The following is a 17,168-nucleotide window of genomic DNA, read 5'->3' as shown; positions in this document are numbered from 1 at the left end:
CGCCTCGCCGCGCGCCACTTCTTCCACACCGGCGCGAACGACAGGCGCCCGTGCCTACGAGGCAGCCTCGTCGCGGCTCACCGCGCCCCCCGCCTCGCCTTGCGCGCGCGCCGCCCCGCCGGCGCGAGCTCGTGGAGCGCCGCCGACAGCGAGGAGAACGTGCTCAGGACGCCGAGGTCGACGCCGACCAGGCTCATCGCGATCTCGGGGCGCACGCCGACCAGATAGACCCGCGCCCCGAGCAGCGCGGACGCGCGGCTGGTCATGCCCACCGTCTCGGCGACCCGGGCGTCCACGAACGGCACGCCCGTGAGATCGAGCAGCACGGAAGATGCTCTGTGCCGGCTCACCCCCTCAGACACCTTCTCGAGCACCTGCCTGGCACGGCCACCGTCGATCATCCCGATCAGCGGCACGAGCAGCACGCCGGGCAGGAGCGGGATGAGCGGACAGCCCAGCTCGCGCACCGTCTCCGAGAGCGCGCGCTCGATCTCGTACGCCTTCTGAAGGTCGGCGTGCTGCGACGACAGCGACTCCACCAGCGCGTCGCGCTCCAGGGCCGCACCGAGCAGCGTCCCCCAGATCGCGACCGTCCCCTCGTCTCCGGCCATGGCAACGAGGGTCGGGCCGACGAGCACCAGGATCCCCCAGTCGCGCCGGGCAGAGCGTATCGGCAAGAGCAGCACCATGTGCGTGCCGTCCTCGGCCGACGGCGGCAGCGTCGCCGCCGGCAGAAACGCCTCCGGCCGACAGCGGCGGCCGATCGGCGGGGTCGGGCTGCCGTCGCGGCTGTAGGCGCCGGCGACGACGAGGCGGGAGCGCGCCTGCGGGTCATCCCACAGCGCGAGGCAGCCCCAGACCACCGTGGTCGTCTCGAGCCACGAGAGCGACCGCGTCGCCTGCTGGGTGCCGCCGAGCAGGGCAAAGCTCACATCGTAATTCGTCCTCGCGAGCACCCCGAGCTGGCGGACATACTGGCTCTCGGCCTCGAGCCGGGCCCGCGCGATCGCGAGGCGCACGAGCTCCAGGAACGCGTCCACCCGCCGCCTGGCCGTGTCGTCCAGGGACGCGCCGCGCCGCTCGTGAAACTGGCCCAGCAGGCGGATCGTCGCCAGCAACGTCCCCACATCCATCGTGATGTCGACCGCCTGCCGGCAGGCGCCCCCGAGCTCGGTCGCCGAAGGCAGCGCGGCGCCCCGAAGCGCCGCGAAATAGCCGTCGATCAACGACGTGACCGCCGGCCATACCTCGGTCGGCGGGAGGCCGGGCGGGAGCGGCTGGGGCAGGAGCAGGAGCTCGACCATCTGCCGGGCCAGGGCGCCGCCGGCGTCCTCCTCGGGCACCGCGTCCTCCCTGTCGAGAAACTCCTGGATCGTGTTGCACCCGCACGAGCTCCGCACGGCGAGGGAGTTGGCCGTGCGCACGCCCTCGGCCGGGAAGGCCTCGCCGGCGATCATCGACGCAAGGAGATCGCACGCGGCGCTCCCCATCATCTCGAACCGCTGGCGCACCGTGGTCAGCGGCGGATCGGCGCCCTCCGCGTCCGCGATGTCGTCGAAGCCGATGATGGCGAGATCCTCGGGGATGCGGACGCCCGCCGCCTTCAGCAGGGGCATCATCCCGAGCGCGTTCTTGTCGGTCCCGAAGACCGCCGCCGTGCACCCAGGCAGCTGCGCGAGGAGCGCCGGCGCGGCGCCCTGGCCGCCGCTGTACCAGTTGTTGTCGCTCCGGATGACCAGATCGGGGTCGAAGGGGATGCCCGCCTCGGCGAGCGTGTCCTTGTAGGACGCGAAGCGCTCGCGCACGTCGTACGCGTCGAAGTAGCCGACGAACGCGATGCGCCGGTGCCCGTGCTCGATCAGGTGGCGCACCGCGCTCCGCATCCCGCCGTGGTTGTCCGGGATCACGGCTGGACAGGCGACATCGGCGGCGCGCGTGCCGACGGTGATGAACGGGACCCGGCCGCGCGCGAGCGCCTCGATGCCATGCAGCTCGATCAGGACGAGCCACCCATCCACCTGCTCCCCGGCGAGCGACGGCGCGTGGACCTCGAACGGCGTACCGCGCAGCACCAGCGTGCGAAACCCGCGCTGCTGGGCCGAGTCATGGATGCCGAGCAGGACAGGGTTCCAGAACGAGCCGTCGAGAAAGGGGGAGATCACCCCGAGGGTGCGAGGGCGGGCCGCGGCGCCGGCTGCCGGGACATGGAGCGGCGGGGCGTCGGTGCGGCGCGCCGGAGGCAGAGAAGAGCGGCGCCCCGGTGGGAAAGATGAGCGGCGCCCCGGTGGGAAAGAAGAGCCGGTGCTGCGCCCCGAGCCCGCCGCCTGCCCCGGTGCGCCGGAAAGCTCGCCCCACTGCTCCGGCACCACGATGCCGCTGTCCCGGCGCCCCTGACCCATCCTCGCGCTCCCTCCCGCCCTGCTCGCCCACGTCCGGCCGAGCCTCGCCACTTCCGTGGCCAGCGCCATCCTTAATCGATTTCGGGCCGGAGGTGAGGAAAGCGACAGTGCCCCGGCGCGCCCATCACCTCGCCCTGTGCGCGCCCCCCGCCGCCGGCGCGAGCTCGAGGAGCGCCATCGCGAGCGAGGAGAACGTGGCCAGCTCGCCGAGATCGACGTCGACGAGGCTCTCCGCCATCTCGGGGCGCACGCCGACCAGGTAGACCCGCGCGCCGAGCAGGGCAGCCGCGCGGCTGGTCATGCCCAGGAAATGGGCGACCTGGATGTCCACGAACGGAACGCCCGTGAGATCGAGCAGCACGGACAGCGCCTCGTGCCGGCTCACCCCCTCGGCCACCTTCTCGAGCACCTGCTGGGCGCGGCCGCCGTCGAGCATCCCGATCAGCGGCACGAGCAGCACGCCGGAGAGGAGCGGGATGATCGGGCAGCCCAGCTCCCGCACCGTCTGCGACAGCGCGCGCTCGCTCGCGAACGCCTGCTGCAGGTCGGCGTGCCGCGCCGACAGCGACGCCAGCAGCGCGTCGCGCTCGAGGGCCGCCCCGAGCAGCGTCCCCCAGATCGCGACCGTGCCCTCGTCCCCGGTCATCGCGACGACGGCCGGGCCGATGAGCACGAGGATCCCCCAGTCGCGCTCCACGGAGCGTATCGGCAGGAGCAGCACCATGTACGTGCCGTCCGCGGCCGAGGGCGGCAGCATCTCCGCCGGCGGGAACGCCTCCAGCCGATGGCGGCTCCCTTTCGGGGGGACCGGGCTGCCGTCGCGGCTGTAGGCGCCCGCGACGACGAGGCCCGCGCGCTCCGCCGGATCATCCCATAACGCGAGGCAACCCCAGACCATCGTGGTCGTCTCGAGCCACGAGAGCGACCGGTACTCCTGCTGGGTGCCGCCGAGCAGGGCGAAGCTCACGTCGTAGTTGGTCCTCGCGAGCACCCCGAGCTGGTGGACGGAGCGGGTCTCGGCGTCGAGCCGCGCCCGCGCGCACGCGAGGCGCGCCAGCTCCACGAAGTCCTGGACCCGCCGCCTGGCCGCGGCGTCCAGGGCCATGCGGCGCCGCTCGGGGAGCTGATCCATCAGGCGGGCCGTCGACAGCAGGGCCCCCAGATCGGGCGTGATGGCGACGGCCTGGCGGTAGGCTCGCTCGAGCTCGGCCGCCGGGGCGGACGCGGAGCCCCGGAGCGCCGCGAAATACATGTCGACCACCCGCGTGACCGCCGGCCAGACCGCGGCCGGCGGGGTATCCGGCGGGAGCGGGCGCGGCAGGAGCAGCTGCTCGACCATCTGCCGGGCCAGGGTGTCGCCGGCGTCCTCCTCGGACGCCGCGTCCTCCGTGTCGAGGAAGTTCTGGACCACATTGCAGCCACACGAGCTCCGCAGGACGAGCGCGTTGGCCGTGCGCACGCCCTCGGGCGGGAAGGGCTCGCCGGCGATCATCGACGCGAGCAGCTCGCACGCCGCGCTCCCCATCATCTCGAACCGCTGGCGCACCGTGGTCAGCGGCGGGTCGGCGCTCTGCGCCTCCACGACATCGTCGAAGCCGATGATCGCGAAATCCTCGGGGATACGGACGCCCGCCGCCTTCAGCTCGGACATCGTCCCGAGCGCGTTCTTGTCGGTCCCGAAGACCGCCGCCGTGCACGCGGGCAGCTGCGCGAGGAGCAGCGGCGCGGCGGCCCGGCCTCCGCTGTACATGTTGTTGTCGCACGGGATGACCAGATCGGGGTCGAAAGGGATCCCGGCCTCGGCGAGCGTGCTGATGTAGGCGTCGCGGCGCTCGCGCACGTCGTATGCGGCGAAGTTGCCGACGAACGCGATGCGCCGGTGCCCGTGCTCGATCAGGTGGAGCACCGCGTTCCGGATGCCGCCGTGGTTGTCCGGGACCACCGCGGGACAGCGAAAGCCGGCGGGGCGGGCGCCGAGCGTGATGAACGGGACCCCCGCATCGGCGAGCGCCTCGAGGCCGCCGAACTCGATGATGACGAGCCACCCGTCCACCTGCTCTCTGGCGAGCGAGGGGGCCAGGACCTCGGATGGCGTGCCGCGCAGCACCAGCGTGCGGATCCCGCGCCGCTGGGCCGACTCATGGATGCCGAGCAGGACAGGGCCCCAGAACGCGCCGGAGAGAAACGGGGCGACGACGCCGAGGGTGGGAGGGCGGGCCGCCGCGTGCGCGCCCTCGGACCGGCGCGGATCAGGGCCGGAGACGCCGGCCTTTCCCCTGGCCTTCCGCTCCGCTGCGCCAGGCAGCTCGCCCCACTGCTCCGGCAACGGTACCGAACTGCCCTGGCGACCCTGACCCATTCCCGACGGCCTCCTGCTCCACAACCTGACCGCCTTTCCCACGGCCGCTGCGGACCGGCTACATCGTATACGCTGCGCCGCCGGCCCGGGCGAGAAGTCTCGTGTCCTGCCGTGGAATCCGGAGCGTAGCGTCAGACTGCGGACATGGCCGCCCCACACGCGGCGTGTGTGTCGACGCGCTTCGACGCGCTCCGACGACCGGCGCGCCGCCGGCGCCTGGCGTCGCTGGCGAGCTGGTCGGTGGTATCGTCGAGCAATGCAATACCGCGACGAACGAGACGCGCTGCGGGGGCGTGTGGACAGCCTCGAGGAGCAGCTCGCGGCGGCCAGGAAGGAGCTCGAGGAGCACCGCGACGACGATCGGGCCGCGCGGGTCGAGCAGATCGAGCGCCAGATGGCGGAGGCCCGCCGCGTGCTCGACCAGCTCGGCCGGGAGCTCGCCGCGGTGCGCGGCCGGCCGAAGCGGTCGTCGGCGGTGCCGCTCCTGGTGACGATGGCGGGCGTGGGGCTCTGCGCGATGATCGCGAGCTACCTGCTGGCGCGGCCCGCGCGCGAGACGATGGCGATCGTCCAGCAGCCGGCCCTGCCCCCGCCTGCCCCTCCCCTCCCGGAGCTGCCGGCGCCGGTCCCCGAGCCAGCGCAAGCGCCGCCGGAGCCGGCCGCGCCTGCGCGCGAGGCGCCGTCGCGGACCGCGACCGCGACCTGGAGGGCGACCGTCACGCGCGCCACGGGGCTCCCCCTCGCGGCCGGCGCGGCGTGCACGGTCGAGGCGGAGCTCGCGAGCTCGGGCGACGACATCCGCGTGCCCGCGCTCCGGATCCTCTGCGGCGGCAAGCCGATCTACCGGTCGAGCGATCCGCTGAACGGCATGTCGATGTTCAGCAGCGGCGTGGAGGAGGACTCCGGTCCTGAGCCTGGCACCTATGTTTATGCCCTCTCGTACCAGGACAAGGGCTCGCGCGCCGGGGAGCGGGCCGAGGTCTCGCTCGACAGCATCCGCAAGGCGGGCGCCGTCTGGCGCGACTCGGCGCCCGCGTACCGCGTCGAGTTCACGCTGGCTTACCAGAGCCTGCCCGTCGCGGGGGAGGCGCTCCTCGACGCGACCCGGAAAGCGCTGCGCCGGTCCGCGCGCGTCACCGAGTCCACGGGACCGAGCCCGGTGAAGGTGGGCCAGAGGTGCGCGCTGCTCGTCTCGCCGCTCCCGCGCGGCGGCAAGTGCCTCACGCGCCTCGCGTGCGCCGGCCGCATGCTCTACGGCGCGGGCACGACCGGCGTCTCCGAGTGCACGGTGGAGGGAGACAAGGTCGTCCGCGTCCACGACGGGAACACGACCCCGAACGGCGGAGACCCGGCGCTCGAGCTCGACGCCGCGACGGGGCGCATCACCGTGAAGGACGACGTGGGCGGAGCCGCGTGGACCGTCGGCGTGCAGCTCGATCCGAGCGGCTAGAACAGCGCACGCCCTGAAGGAGGCAGGGTCGGCCGAGGCGGCAACCTTGTACAAATTGAGGCGCCCAGGGTCGGCCGAGGCGGCAACCTTGTACAAATTGAGGCGCCCAGGGTCGGTCGGAGGCGCCAACCTTGTACAAATCGAAGGCGCCCGGGGTCGGCCGAGGCGGCAACCTTGTGCAAATTCGAGGCGTCCGGGTCGGCCGAGCCCCTCATCCCGGCTGAGCCGACCAGGAGCCGGTCCTCCGCGTCGGTGATCCTGAACGAGCCGAAGGGATCCGAGGTCGTCCAAGGCCTCAACCCGGGTGGCGCTGAGCTGGTGGACCCGGAGAGTGCGGCGGGAAGGGCTGGAAGGGCGGCGGGCCCTGGAGGCGCCAGCATCGGGATCGATGCACCAGGGCTCGACCGGCCTTCACCCTGCGAGCGCTGCTGCGGCGGCCACGAGCAAGAGCGAGCGGCGCCGCCGGCTCCGTTCGAACGGGGCGGCTACTGCGGCACGTCCGGGACCGGCGCGTCGGGCTCGATCTCGGGGAGCGCCTCCTCGTCGTCGTTCTCGGCGGGCTCGCCCTTGCCGCTCTTGCCGGCCGCCCGCCGGGCGGCGGCCTGGCGCAGGCGGTCCAGCGGGGCGAGCGCCGCGCGCGCCGACTGGACCGTCTCCGGCCTCTCGCGATCGACGCTGGCCACGACCTGAAGCAGGTAATCGCCGATCGCGCTCACGAGCTCCCGGAGCGGCTCGCGCAGGGCCGCCACGTCCGCCGGTGTCTCGTGCGCCTTCGTGATCCCCAGGACCTCGCCATAGGCCTCATGGGCGGCGCGCACCTCGGCCAAGAACTCAGGACCCGCGATGGCGACAAGGTCCTTGCCGAGCGCGTCGTCCTCGGCGATCCGGCCGAGTAGGGCGTTGCTCTCGGCCCACTCGAGATCCTACGCAGTTGACGTACAGCTCCAGGGGGCTCGCGCTCGCGACCTCGATGCCGCGGCCCCGGAGCTCGACCAGGCGGACGCCGGCGCGCATCTCACGCCGCGCCCACGCTGGAGCGAAGGGGGCCGCGCCGAGGTCGCCCTGCTCGGGCGTCATGTAGCGTGGGCCGACCCGGTGCTGGGTGCGCCGCCGTCCGCCTGGTCGAGCTCGCGCTCAGCGAGCGGCTCGGCGTGTCCGCGGCCGTTCTGCGCCCTGTGGCCGCTCGCCTGAGGGGCCGCGGAGCAGCAGCCGGCACGCGCCTCAAGGCCACGGGGGGGGCGACGCGAGCTGACCTCACGCCCTCACCGCTGGCTGCGTTCACGGGGGCGCCTGGCGACGTGGTCCCGGCTCCCCCCGCTGACAGCCCCTAGGAACGGAAGTACAGTCCATGCCATGACCGACGAGGAGCGGACCGACGCGGAAGAAGACCTGGAAGAAGAGCTCGCATGGGCGGTCTATGCCCAGGTCTACGCCCTTGGCTATACCTATCTTCTTGCCTGTGCGCTGAAGCGCGGCGACGCCGATCTTGGGGTTGATTCATGCGCGTGGGAGAACACTATGGGCGCCGCCGAGTGGGCGATGATGGAGCATGTAGCCGGGCGCATTCAGGGCCCCACAACCATCACCGTGGAGGACGTCGAGCGGATACGCCGGCTTCACACGGTGGGCTCCGCAGCGCTGGCCGGAGGAAAGCGGCCGCCGGAGCTATACAATCTATCGATCCAGTGCATGGAGAGTCTGTTCGGCTCGGATTGGGAACGAGCCGCGCAAGAAGCTCTTCGCGGCTTGGGTGATCCCGGTCAATAACCTTCGCCATCAGTCGTTATCAATGCGACAAAACGACCTCCACAGGACGAAGACACAAAACTGGCCATTGGGGTAGTAATACCAACAACTGCCGACAGCGCCTAACGTTCTGCACTGCCCGAGCTCTCCGTATCCGACGTCGCGGTCTTCGGGATGAGGTCGCTTCGACGCACACGAGATCCCAGCGTTTGCACACTGCTTCATGCATGGAATGCCACGGTCGGCTTTCTTGCAGCGGATGATTTTGAGACTACCGATTGCATCCGCCGATTCTTCCACGGATTCGTCCATAGCCTCGCCGTCCATCATCTCGTCCGCATCTGGAACGCTCGTGACGCCTTCCTCCGATCGCGCCATCACGGCAGCTTCCGGCTCGTCCGCGTGCGTTCGGTCTCCGGAATCGCCTCCGATGGTGGCATCCAGCATGAGGCGACACAGAGAGCGAGCCACGGGAGCGAAGCAACCGCGGAAATGAGCCGACCGATTTGCATGGCTTCCGAGCGTGCGAGCCGCATGCCAAATCCGGTTGAGCGTGGGTGGACCACGCGGTGGTAGTTCCGGGAATTCGGCGATGAGCACTTCGAACTCGAGGTAGGACTGCCATTCTCCTGGATCCTTGGTCATGAACAGGCTGGACCCAAGGACCGCCTCGTGCACGGCGATCTCAGGTCTCATCGATGATCGCCGCCCGTGGGGGCCGTGGATTGACCGCCCGTGGGGATCGGTCCTGCCGCTTCGTCTGATCCATCCCACGTATCCCAGATTTCGTCCCGCGGGTCGGGGAAGCCGAGCCCAGCGAGGAAGCGCCGTGACTCCTCCGCGATCTCGGGCGGAACGTCGAGGGACGGTGTCCATTCGCTGAAGAGCTCGCGAAGCCTCACGGCATGTACCCACGACATCGTCTTTTTAGGTTGCGGCCCAGGCTCTCTCGTATCGTGTTCCCGTGCAATCGGCAGATAGGCGTCCAGATGATGGAGGACGTGCACGCGGGTCGGCGCGCCAGTCGCTTTCGCCCTGAGTTTAGGGAAAGCACAGAATGACGCGATCTCCATCAGGCACATGAGGTGCATCACGAAGTTCTTCATGGCAGCTTGCCCGGAGGGGTCCGACTCGTCGCTGCTCAACTGCGTGTCCATTCCCATCCATATACTTCAACGAAATCTGAAACCCACGCAAGGCCGTCCATCGTGCTCCCCGCCAGACAGGCGGAGACGAGCATCGAGGATTCCAGCTACTCGGGGAACCGCAGCGTCTGGGCGACGGTGCCCTCCTCGCCCGTGAGCTCCTCTTGCCCCGAGTTCAGTCACCCCGCCCAAACGCACCTGCGCGCCGCAATCGAGGTCGACCCGGATGGACGCGATCGTCGCGTCCTGGAGCTTTCCGCCCGGAGGCATCGCGCCCTCCGAGACCACCGCGTAGATCTCGGCCTTGCCACCGCGCACATGGTCGAGGTCGTCAACGTTGATGCCTTCGAGTGCGCCGCCGCGCGCATCGCCGGTCTTGGTCGTGGTGCGACAGGCGGCGCAGCTCTGCTGGAGCGACTGGGCCCCTTCCGCCTGCTGCGCGCTGGAGTCGGGCGGGCATTCCCCGAGATCGCCCTCGTCATCGCCGCACCCTGGGAATGCGCCGAGGGTCTCGTGCCCGGCCGCCCGAATCCGCCGATCGGAATCGCTGGGAGATCTCGAACTGCCGCGACGGCGGGACGTGCTGGGCGCTCGAGGGGTCCGGCGCACCGCGCGTCCGTCGGATCGACCTATGCTAACCTACCCTGCGGGAGGGCCCGAGATCCTCAGGGGCGGCGCGGCCGCGTGGCCAGCCCGGGGGGAGCATGGTTCTACAAGCGCTGCGGATCACCGTCGCCGTGCTCGCAGCCTTGGAGTTCCGCGCGTGGTACGCCCGCGCGCAGGCGGCGCGCGTCGAGGCCGATCGGGCGCTGCTCCGGCTGCGCCAGGTGGAGGAGGCGCTCCGGCACGAGCGGGACTTCAGCGCCGCGGTGCTCAATACGGTGGCCGCGTTGATCGTCGTCCTCGACCGGGAGGGCCGGGTGGTGCGCTTCAATCGGGCCTGCGAAAAGCTCACCGGCCTCTGCTTCGACGAGGTGCGCGGCCACGTGTTCTGGGACCTGTATCTCGCGACGGAGCAGAAGGCGAGCCTGCTGGCGACGTTCGCGAAGAGCAAGAGGGGCGAGCCGCTGCCGTACCACGAGAACGACTGGATCGCGAAGGACGGCAGCAAGCGCCGCGTCGTCTGGGCGCATGCGTTCCTGTACGACGAGGACGGGGAGGTGGAGTTCATCATCGGCACGGGCATCGACGTGACCGAGACCCGCGAGGCCGAGGCTGACAGGACGCGGCTGTACCACGAGGCGCTCGACGCGGTGCGGCTGCGCGACGAGTTCCTCTCCATCGCCTCCCACGAGCTCAGCACGCCGCTCACCCCGCTCGAGCTGCAGGTCGGCAGCGTGCAGCGGGCGCTGCGCGGCGACGCGGCGCCCCTGCCGCCCGAGCGGCTGCTGGACAAGATGGACGTGGTCGCGCGGCAGGTGGAGCGGCTGAAGCGGCTCGTGGACGATCTGCTCGACGTCTCGCGCATCACCGCGGGCAAGGTCCAGCTTCGCCACGAGCAGGTGGATGTCGCGGCCGCGGCGCGGGACACGGCGCTCCGGTTCCGCGAGCGGCGGCACCATCCGGGTCGAGAGCGCGCCGGACCGGGGCTCGACGTTCACCGTCGAGCTGCCGCGCCGCGCGCATGCGCCCGGCGTGGAGCGGCCTGAGTTTCAGGTGCAATGAGCGTGGATCCGATGCCCCCCTGCCTCGAAGCGCCGATTCGAGCGAGCGTCAGGCTGCCCGGCGGTGGCGACCCCAGAGATCCTTCAGATCGCCCGGGAGCTGCACCTCGACCGCCGTCACCTCGTCCATCGGCATCTCCGCCTCGACGGCGGCGAAGACGGCGCGCGCCAGCGCTTCGGCCTGCTCGCTCGACGTCTGGAGGTGCTGCGCCAACACCTGCACGAACTCGCCGCGGCCGAAGGTGTCCGGCAGCTCGGCCCGGTGCAGCGCGCACGGCTCGACGATCTCCCTGAGCGTCGGCGGCAGGGCGCCCGCCATGTCCCGCGCCTCGCCGCCGCTCACCCGCAGCGACAGCACGCACAGCACGGCGCCGACCGCCTCCGGGGCGCGCAGATCCTTCGGCAGCGCCCCGCTCTGCTCGATCCGCCGGAAGACGCGCTCGGACTTCACGTCGATCGGCCTCGCTTCGCGCGCCGGCTCGGCCCCGGGCGCCGCTGGGGCTTCCCGCATGGCCGTCGCGCGCAGCAATCCCGCGGCCCTGTCATCGGGCTCGCTCCTGGCGATGTCGGAGAGGCTGATCACGCCGACCAGGCGTCCCTGCGCGTCGGTGCACATGATGCGCGACTTCTGGGCCTGCCGCATCCGCTCCTCCGCCTGCTGGATGTCCTCGTCCGCCCCGCAAGCGACCACCTCGCACGTCATCACGTCGGCGACCCGGATCGTGGCGGGGAGAGCCTTCGCCACGACGCGGATAGCAATATCCCGGTCCGTCAGCGCACCGAGCGCCTTGCCCGAGACGTCGCAGACGGGGAGAAATCCGATGTTCTCGTCGCCCATGCGCTGCGCCGCCGTCTGCACGGTGGTGTCTGGCAGCACGCAAACGGGCTCACTCTTCATCAGCTGGCTACAGAGCATGTCGCGCCTCCGTTGCTTTTCGCAGTGCTTTTCGTTGGGTCGAATTTCCCCATGGCAATGGGGCGGCGCATCGAGAGTCCACCGGGCCCCGTTCGGCTGCTCATCCGTATGCCGTCGTTCCTGGGCTCTTGAATCCACTACAATTCTACTATCGGCTGGTAGGGGACTGACGCTTTCGAGGACCCTCCCGTACATTTCGAGCGAACAAATTTCGAGCGGACAAGAGGTCCGTCCCCGCAGCCTGGCAGGAGGGCTCATGTTGTTCCATGACCGTTTCCATGACCGTTCGGATGCAGGCGAGCGCCTTGGAGCGCAACTCGACCACTACGCCCGTCGAGCGGACGTTGTGGTGCTGGGGTTACCGCGGGGAGGCGTCCCGGTGGCGTTCGAGGTTGCCCGCCGGTTGGGGGCGCCGTGCGACGTCTTCGTCGTGCGCAAGCTCGGCGTTCCCGGGCAGGAAGAGCTTGCGATGGGGGCGATCGCTTCGGGCGGCGTGCGCGTGCTCAACGAGGATGTCGTCGACGCGCTCGGGTTCACGGAAAGGGAGATCGCCGACGCCGAGCTGCTGGAGCGGGAGGAGCTGGAACGTCGCGAGCGCGAATATCGCGGCGGCCGGCCTCCGCTCGACATCCGCGGTCGCGTGGTCATCCTCGTGGACGACGGCCTGGCGACGGGCGCGACCATGCGGGCGGCAGTGAAGGCTCTGCGGCGCCTGTCGCCCGCTCGAATCGTCGTGGCCGTCCCCGTCGCGGCCCCCCCGACATGCGAGGCCCTTCAGGGGGAGGCGGACGAGGTCGTCTGCGCCGTCACGCCGGAGCCCTTCGTGGCCGTCGGGCTCTGGTACCAGGACTTCTCGCAGACCACGGATGAGGAGGTCCGGGCCCTTTTGGAGCGCGCCGCGAGGCCGACGTCGCGTAACGCGCAAGAGGCCGCTTGACGGGTCGGTGCAGTGGCGCTCCGGCTCATCCCTCTCAGGCAACCGGGGCCGACATCGGACGCGCGCTGGTGGGGCCCCGCGTGGGAACGCGGCGCCGCACACTCCCGGTGCCGGATCGCCCGACGCAAGCTGAGCTCATGGAGACGGCCAAGAAGACCCTGACGTGGGCCAAGGAGCGGGTCGATCGTATCGTCCGGCGCCTCGCCGGGTTGCGGTGGATCCGACGTTCACGCGTGCTCCGCGGTGTCCGGAGCCTGCGCGATCGCGTTCGACCCGAGATCGCACCCCCGCGGCGCAGGCCCCCAGAGCACGCCGACGAGCGCACGATGCGCAGGACGGCCGAGCGGGACGCCGGCGGAACGAGCTCGGCCGAGAGCGCGGCGCGCTATGCCGGCGGCGCTCACTTGGGCGGCACGCACGGTGGCGAGGCCGTGCCCCGCGAAGGCCCCGAGCACCAGCGGCCCGAGCTGGAGGAGCCGCAGGCACGAAGAGAGCGGACGCCGGGCGGCGAGGACCACATCCCGGAGAAGCGGAGCGGCGCGTAGCCACGACTCGGCCGGAACGGTCCGCGGCGCGATCGAGGTCTCGGCGAAGGATGCGAGGGTCACGCTCGGCTGCTCGGTGCGGCCGAGCTCGCCCCGGCGCACGCACCACGCGGCCTGGCGGTTGGGGGACCGGATCGAGGGACTCACGAATCGGAAGCAGGCCGCTGAATCGACGCCGCGCCGAGATCTCCAGCGATGGCCCTTTCCCTCGCGCGCCTCCACGGGGTCGGCGGTTGAGACGCGTCGTTCGGGACGATCGCAAACATGAGGAGCAGTAGCCCCGTCAGGATGTCATTCTGAGCGGCGGCGGGCGGCGGAGAGCCGCACCGGAAGTAGCCGAACGCCACGAGCCAGATGGCGACCACGGCGATTCCACCATGCGCGTAGCGCATCGGACGCCAGAACGAGGCGAGCGCGAGGGTCATCACGATCGCGGCGCACCCGAGATCGCTGACCCACAGCTCTGTTCGGCTTCCGTGACGAAAGATGAAGGGGCTCACCGCCAGCCAGCACGCGAGCATCACCTCGACGACGCGCGCCCACATCATGCCCTCCCGCCGATCAGCGCCGCGTCGTCCCCCCCAGGCGACGGACGCCCCCAGAACGTGCGGGACACGGCGCGACGCTGGTGCGTGTGACGCCAGACCCTCACGAGATAGGAGAGACTGGACCAGACCTCGTCGTACGCGAGGAGGATGAGTACCAGCGAGACGATGGCGGTGGCGATACAGAGCGAGCACCACGCTCCAACGACCGTGCCTTGGAGCACGACGAGGACGACGCTGACCGCGCCGAGCGGGATGACGTCGAGCCCGAAGAGCACGACCAGCCACGGCCGGTACTGCCACCGACGCGTGCAGCCCGCTAGACCGAATATCGCGTCGCCCAGATAGGCGATCGCGCCGAGCGCGGCGTCGGGAACACCGAACCAGCGACGCATCTGGTGGGACACGTCTGAATCGAGCACGCGCAGCGTCTGTTCACCGAAGAACGGATCCCACACGCTCGAGATGAGGCGCCATTGGTAGAGCGCCATGTACGACGAGAGGACGAAGCCCACGGCCGCGAGGAGACAGATCGGCACGCGCTGCCCCCAGGAGGACGGGTTGTAATGCCACGGCGGCGCGGGGACATTCAGGCTCGTCGGATCGGAGGCGAGGTGGGTGCGAGGCGTCATGCGGCGCTCGCCTTCCCCTCGGGGAACGGGAGCTTGTTTTTCGCATACCAGCCCTTCGGGTCGTCCTTCAGCCTGCGAACCATCTCGCCCAGCGTGTCGCGCAGTCTCCGCACGGGATTCCAGCCGAGCCGGCCCTGAGCATGCTTGATATCGACGGCGTACTGAGCATCCGCGAGATCGATCATCCACGGCTTGATGAATGCGCCCTTGCCGCCCTTGAGCTTGACCTGGACCCATGCACCGGCCTTGGCAATCGGCTTCGGGACGACGATGGTGGGCCACTCCTTGCCGTGGATCAGCGCCCCCAACACGTCCTGCAGCTCCGCGTAGCTCATGACGTCCGGCTCGGCGATCAGGAACACCTCGTCGCGAGCGAGCTGGTCGCGAAGCTGGACCACCCTGCGGAAGCACGCCACGAGATCATCCATGTGCACGAAGGCCTGGCCGTGGGACGGATCCCCCGGGAAGAAGTAGCTCTCGAAGCTCTTCTCGTAGATGCGTCGAATCTGCTGGGCGATCGGAATCGACTCGCAGTCTTCCGTGTAGACGCCGGCGATGCGCAGCAGCACCGCGGGAATGTCTCGATGCTGCTCACGAATGAGCTCTTCCGCCTCGAGCTTCGAGCGGGGATAGTCCCACGATGCTTCTGTGGCCGATGATTCTTCGATTCGCTCTCCCTCTTCCGCCGGCTTCATCACGAGGAGGCTGCCCGAGAAGACGAGCTGCTCGACCCGAAAGTCCCGGAGAGCATCGAGAAGGTGCTCGGTTCCCCCGAGCGTGAGGTCGTGGTACAGCGGGCTCGGCTCGCCAGCGAAGTCGTAGTACGCCGCGAGATGGAGGACACTGGCGAGCTCGCTCCCTTCTCGCTCTCGCACGGCGCTGAGCGACTCCTGCACGCTCCCCCGGTCTGTCAGGTCGCATTCAAGGAACCGGGTCCCGGCCGGGACTTGGGTCGGGGTCTTCTGATCCATGCCAAGGACGGCGTAGTCGGAGGCGAATGCCTCGACGAGCTTGGATCCGATGAGCCCGCTACTGCCCGTGATGAGGACGACCGGTTTTTTCGTCTCGTTTCCCATGGATCACCGCGGTCGAGTGAGGCAAAGGGCACGCCACGCCGGGTGCACCGCACCCATTGCGGAGGAGCGAGCACAGCGCTGTTCTTCTTCTTCAATGCTCGGTGCAGCGCGTGCGCCAGTGCGTGCGCGTGCGACGGCGCGACGAACTTGCGCCTCGGTCCTCGGCGTCCCAGGTTCATGCGCATGGCGGTAGAAGTTCGGCTGGTAGAGAAGGGTCGCAAAGAGCCACGGCACGGCCTTGTCGAACAGGGGCGCGTACACATGGAGCTCGCGCGGCGGTTCTCGGCAGAGCTGGCTGACAATGGTTGGGCGCGAGACAAGACGCTCGCGCTCGAGCAGACGGTCGCGGAGCTATCCGCGTCGCCCGGGCCAGCCATTTCGCAAGGAGAGGCGCGCGACGCCGACGCCGCGGAGTGGAGCGCCATCGGCCGGGCGAAGGCCTTGCTGCGGCGATTGCGAAACGCGGTGCCAATGGCGCTGCGCGAGACAGCGGCCACCTGGCCGTCCTCTGTGCCGCTGCACACGGGACCGCTCGGTCGATCTGCCGCGGGGCTGTCGGCCCACTTGAGCCAGCTCCGCCCAGGCGTTATCGCTCTGGACGGGGCGCTCCGAAAGTACTTCAAGAGCCGAAGCGCCGCAGAAGAGCTCGATGCCGTGCAGCGCGAGCTCGACGCCGCCAGCGCCCGCGAGCAGGCACAATTGGGCGATCTGCCTGAAGACGCGCTCTTCGTGAGCGAGGCAAAGGGGCGGCTGCTCGAGCTGATCGAGGACCTGAACCGTGTGGGGCGGATCGCGTTCGACGGGCACGCCGAGATCATGTGGCAGTTCAACAAGGATGTTCTCCTGAGGGCGAGAGCGGTGGGAGGGCCCGGCTGAAGCATCACCGGACGGGTCATCTTGATCTTCGGCATTCTGCGCGCAACCGAGGACGGGGCGACGGAGCCGCCGCCCTCGGCGGTCATCGCGGTCGCACCGTTGGGTTCGGTCGAGCCGGGGGCGATCGCCAGGCTGATACCGCTGCTGGGGGGCGCATTTCGGTCGGAGGTGGTCGTGGTGTCGCCCCTGCCGCTCCCCGATCGTGGCTGGAACGCGCGCCGCCGGCAGCACCTGTCGACCGCGATCCTCGATGAACTGGCGCCCGCCCGCCGGCCGGAATGGGAACGGCTGCTCGGCGTCTGCGACGTGGACCTCTACGCCCCGGACCTGAACTTCGTCTTCGGCCAGGCCGACGCCGCTCGCCAGGTCGCCGTGTTCTCGCTGCGGCGGATCCATCCGGACGGAGCTGGCACCGAGGCGCAACAGCTCTTCGAACGTCGAGCGGCCACCGAGGCGATCCATGAGCTGGGACATACGTACGGCCTCGGCCACTGCGACGACCCGCGCTGCGTGATGTGGTTCTCGAACACGCTCGCCGAGAGCGACCGTAAGGGAACCGGCTTCTGCTCGCGGCATGCCGTGGCGCTGGCTCGCGCCCGAGGCCCATGACGCCGCTGCGCCCTTCGGTTCGCGGAGAGCAGTGTACGACCCGCGGGGCACGCGCGTAGCCTCGCGGGTCGATGGAGCCTTCGATACCGCTCATCCGCAAGATCCTCGTTCCGATGCGCTCAGCGGCCTGTTCGATCGCCGCGCTCGAGTGCAAGAGCAGGCTCGACAGACCGGCCCGCGTGGCACAGCCCGGACGATGACGATGGGGCGATCAAGGTCATGATGACCGGCTCCGCGTCCGCCCCGTCGCACTGGCAGCCTCACATCCC

Annotated in this window: 16 protein-coding genes; 7 read left to right on the top strand and 9 right to left on the bottom strand. The window is 70.1% G+C overall.

What is annotated here, in order from left to right:
- Window positions 1–77 precede the first annotated feature (77 nt).
- Both WMF39_RS48310 and WMF39_RS48305 read right to left on the bottom strand, forming a co-directional pair.
- On the bottom strand, window positions 78–2,399 hold the full coding sequence (locus tag WMF39_RS48310) for a substrate-binding domain-containing protein (protein WP_437743191.1): 2,322 nt from the start codon (window positions 2,397–2,399) through the stop codon (window positions 78–80).
- Between the two features lie 124 nt (window positions 2,400–2,523).
- Complete coding sequence (locus WMF39_RS48305) at window positions 2,524–4,758, bottom strand: substrate-binding domain-containing protein (RefSeq protein ID WP_437743190.1); 2,235 nt, start codon at window positions 4,756–4,758, stop codon at window positions 2,524–2,526.
- A 256-nt stretch (window positions 4,759–5,014) separates the two neighbouring features.
- On the opposite strand from WMF39_RS48305, the gene WMF39_RS48300 reads away from it, so the two are divergent.
- Complete coding sequence (locus tag WMF39_RS48300) at window positions 5,015–6,208, top strand: hypothetical protein (protein WP_437743189.1); 1,194 nt, start codon at window positions 5,015–5,017, stop codon at window positions 6,206–6,208.
- Between the two features lie 485 nt (window positions 6,209–6,693).
- On the opposite strand, the gene WMF39_RS48295 is transcribed toward WMF39_RS48300, so the two are convergent.
- The gene (locus WMF39_RS48295; RefSeq protein ID WP_437743188.1) at window positions 6,694–7,026 is read right to left on the bottom strand and encodes a hypothetical protein; all 333 of its coding nucleotides are present in this window, start codon (window positions 7,024–7,026) and stop codon (window positions 6,694–6,696) included.
- A gap of 535 nt (window positions 7,027–7,561) precedes the next feature.
- On the opposite strand from WMF39_RS48295, the gene WMF39_RS48290 reads away from it, so the two are divergent.
- Window positions 7,562–7,975: a hypothetical protein gene (locus tag WMF39_RS48290; RefSeq protein WP_437743187.1), complete on the top strand. Its 414-nt coding sequence runs from the start codon at window positions 7,562–7,564 to the stop codon at window positions 7,973–7,975.
- Window positions 7,976–7,984: 9 nt separating this feature from the next.
- Here the strand turns inward: WMF39_RS48290 and WMF39_RS48285 are convergent, their stop codons facing one another.
- Together WMF39_RS48285 and WMF39_RS48280 are read right to left on the bottom strand one after the other, a co-directional pair.
- A complete protein-coding gene (locus WMF39_RS48285; RefSeq protein ID WP_437743186.1) occupies window positions 7,985–8,650 on the bottom strand; it encodes a hypothetical protein in 666 nt (221 codons plus the stop codon).
- Window positions 8,647–9,111: a hypothetical protein gene (locus tag WMF39_RS48280; RefSeq protein WP_437743185.1), complete on the bottom strand. Its 465-nt coding sequence runs from the start codon at window positions 9,109–9,111 to the stop codon at window positions 8,647–8,649. The genes WMF39_RS48285 and WMF39_RS48280 overlap by 4 nt, the downstream gene beginning before the upstream one ends.
- A 725-nt stretch (window positions 9,112–9,836) precedes the next feature.
- Here WMF39_RS48280 and WMF39_RS48275 point away from each other — a divergent pair.
- On the top strand, window positions 9,837–10,748 hold the full coding sequence (locus WMF39_RS48275; RefSeq protein WP_437743184.1) for a PAS domain S-box protein: 912 nt from the start codon (window positions 9,837–9,839) through the stop codon (window positions 10,746–10,748).
- Between the two features lie 64 nt (window positions 10,749–10,812).
- Here WMF39_RS48275 and WMF39_RS48270 read toward each other — a convergent pair whose 3' ends face one another.
- Entirely contained in the window at window positions 10,813–11,661 is an 849-nt protein-coding gene (locus WMF39_RS48270) for a DUF2267 domain-containing protein (RefSeq protein WP_437743183.1), read from the bottom strand.
- Window positions 11,662–11,935: 274 nt separating this feature from the next.
- Here WMF39_RS48270 and WMF39_RS48265 point away from each other — a divergent pair, with 274 nt between their 5' ends.
- Both WMF39_RS48265 and WMF39_RS48260 read left to right on the top strand, forming a co-directional pair.
- Window positions 11,936–12,616 (top strand): phosphoribosyltransferase, encoded by a 681-nt coding sequence (locus tag WMF39_RS48265; RefSeq protein WP_437743182.1) that lies wholly within the window; start codon window positions 11,936–11,938, stop codon window positions 12,614–12,616.
- A gap of 137 nt (window positions 12,617–12,753) precedes the next feature.
- Window positions 12,754–13,161: a hypothetical protein gene (locus tag WMF39_RS48260; RefSeq protein ID WP_437743181.1), complete on the top strand. Its 408-nt coding sequence runs from the start codon at window positions 12,754–12,756 to the stop codon at window positions 13,159–13,161.
- Between the two features lie 143 nt (window positions 13,162–13,304).
- On the opposite strand, the gene WMF39_RS48255 is transcribed toward WMF39_RS48260, so the two are convergent.
- The 3 genes from WMF39_RS48255 to WMF39_RS48245 are packed head-to-tail and all read right to left on the bottom strand — an operon-like array spanning window position 13,305 to window position 15,414.
- Window positions 13,305–13,706 carry an SPW repeat domain-containing protein gene (locus WMF39_RS48255; protein WP_437743180.1) on the bottom strand — a complete coding sequence of 134 codons (402 nt, stop codon included), beginning with the start codon at window positions 13,704–13,706 and terminating at the stop codon, window positions 13,305–13,307.
- Window positions 13,706–14,338 (bottom strand): vitamin K epoxide reductase family protein, encoded by a 633-nt coding sequence (locus tag WMF39_RS48250; RefSeq protein WP_437743179.1) that lies wholly within the window; start codon window positions 14,336–14,338, stop codon window positions 13,706–13,708. The genes WMF39_RS48255 and WMF39_RS48250 overlap by 1 nt, the downstream gene beginning before the upstream one ends.
- Window positions 14,335–15,414, bottom strand: coding sequence for an NAD-dependent epimerase/dehydratase family protein (locus tag WMF39_RS48245; RefSeq protein WP_437743178.1), 1,080 nt, complete (start codon window positions 15,412–15,414; stop codon window positions 14,335–14,337). Before WMF39_RS48245 ends, WMF39_RS48250 begins: the two co-directional genes overlap by 4 nt.
- A 183-nt stretch (window positions 15,415–15,597) precedes the next feature.
- Between WMF39_RS48245 and WMF39_RS48240 the strand changes: the two genes are divergently transcribed.
- Both WMF39_RS48240 and WMF39_RS48235 read left to right on the top strand, forming a co-directional pair.
- The gene (locus tag WMF39_RS48240; RefSeq protein WP_437743177.1) at window positions 15,598–16,290 is read left to right on the top strand and encodes a hypothetical protein; all 693 of its coding nucleotides are present in this window, start codon (window positions 15,598–15,600) and stop codon (window positions 16,288–16,290) included.
- Between the two features lie 21 nt (window positions 16,291–16,311).
- Window positions 16,312–16,899, top strand: coding sequence for an archaemetzincin family Zn-dependent metalloprotease (locus WMF39_RS48235; RefSeq protein WP_437743176.1), 588 nt, complete (start codon window positions 16,312–16,314; stop codon window positions 16,897–16,899).
- The last annotated feature ends 269 nt before the right edge of the window (window positions 16,900–17,168 follow it).

Source organism: Sorangium sp. So ce1504 (genome assembly GCF_051521635.1).
Classification (GTDB): domain Bacteria; phylum Myxococcota_A; class Polyangia; order Polyangiales; family Polyangiaceae; genus Sorangium; species Sorangium cellulosum_B.
The sequence above is the reverse complement of the archived record's forward strand: the minus strand, read 5'-3'. Positions and strand labels throughout refer to the sequence as shown.

Excerpts from the sequence above, each read along its gene's own strand:
- WMF39_RS48310 (WP_437743191.1), bottom strand. The coding sequence starts at position 2,399 with ATGGGTCAGGGGCGCCGGGACAGCGGCATCGTGGTGCCGGAGCAGTGG.
- WMF39_RS48305 (WP_437743190.1), bottom strand. The coding sequence starts at position 4,758 with ATGGGTCAGGGTCGCCAGGGCAGTTCGGTACCGTTGCCGGAGCAGTGG.
- WMF39_RS48300 (WP_437743189.1), top strand. The coding sequence starts at position 5,015 with ATGCAATACCGCGACGAACGAGACGCGCTGCGGGGGCGTGTGGACAGC.
- WMF39_RS48290 (WP_437743187.1), top strand. The coding sequence starts at position 7,562 with ATGACCGACGAGGAGCGGACCGACGCGGAAGAAGACCTGGAAGAAGAG.
- WMF39_RS48285 (WP_437743186.1), bottom strand. The coding sequence starts at position 8,650 with ATGAGACCTGAGATCGCCGTGCACGAGGCGGTCCTTGGGTCCAGCCTG.
- WMF39_RS48280 (WP_437743185.1), bottom strand. The coding sequence starts at position 9,111 with ATGGACACGCAGTTGAGCAGCGACGAGTCGGACCCCTCCGGGCAAGCT.
- WMF39_RS48270 (WP_437743183.1), bottom strand. The coding sequence starts at position 11,661 with ATGAAGAGTGAGCCCGTTTGCGTGCTGCCAGACACCACCGTGCAGACG.
- WMF39_RS48265 (WP_437743182.1), top strand. The coding sequence starts at position 11,936 with ATGTTGTTCCATGACCGTTTCCATGACCGTTCGGATGCAGGCGAGCGC.
- WMF39_RS48260 (WP_437743181.1), top strand. The coding sequence starts at position 12,754 with ATGGAGACGGCCAAGAAGACCCTGACGTGGGCCAAGGAGCGGGTCGAT.
- WMF39_RS48255 (WP_437743180.1), bottom strand. The coding sequence starts at position 13,706 with ATGTGGGCGCGCGTCGTCGAGGTGATGCTCGCGTGCTGGCTGGCGGTG.
- WMF39_RS48250 (WP_437743179.1), bottom strand. The coding sequence starts at position 14,338 with ATGACGCCTCGCACCCACCTCGCCTCCGATCCGACGAGCCTGAATGTC.
- WMF39_RS48245 (WP_437743178.1), bottom strand. The coding sequence starts at position 15,414 with ATGGGAAACGAGACGAAAAAACCGGTCGTCCTCATCACGGGCAGTAGC.
- WMF39_RS48240 (WP_437743177.1), top strand. The coding sequence starts at position 15,598 with ATGGCGGTAGAAGTTCGGCTGGTAGAGAAGGGTCGCAAAGAGCCACGG.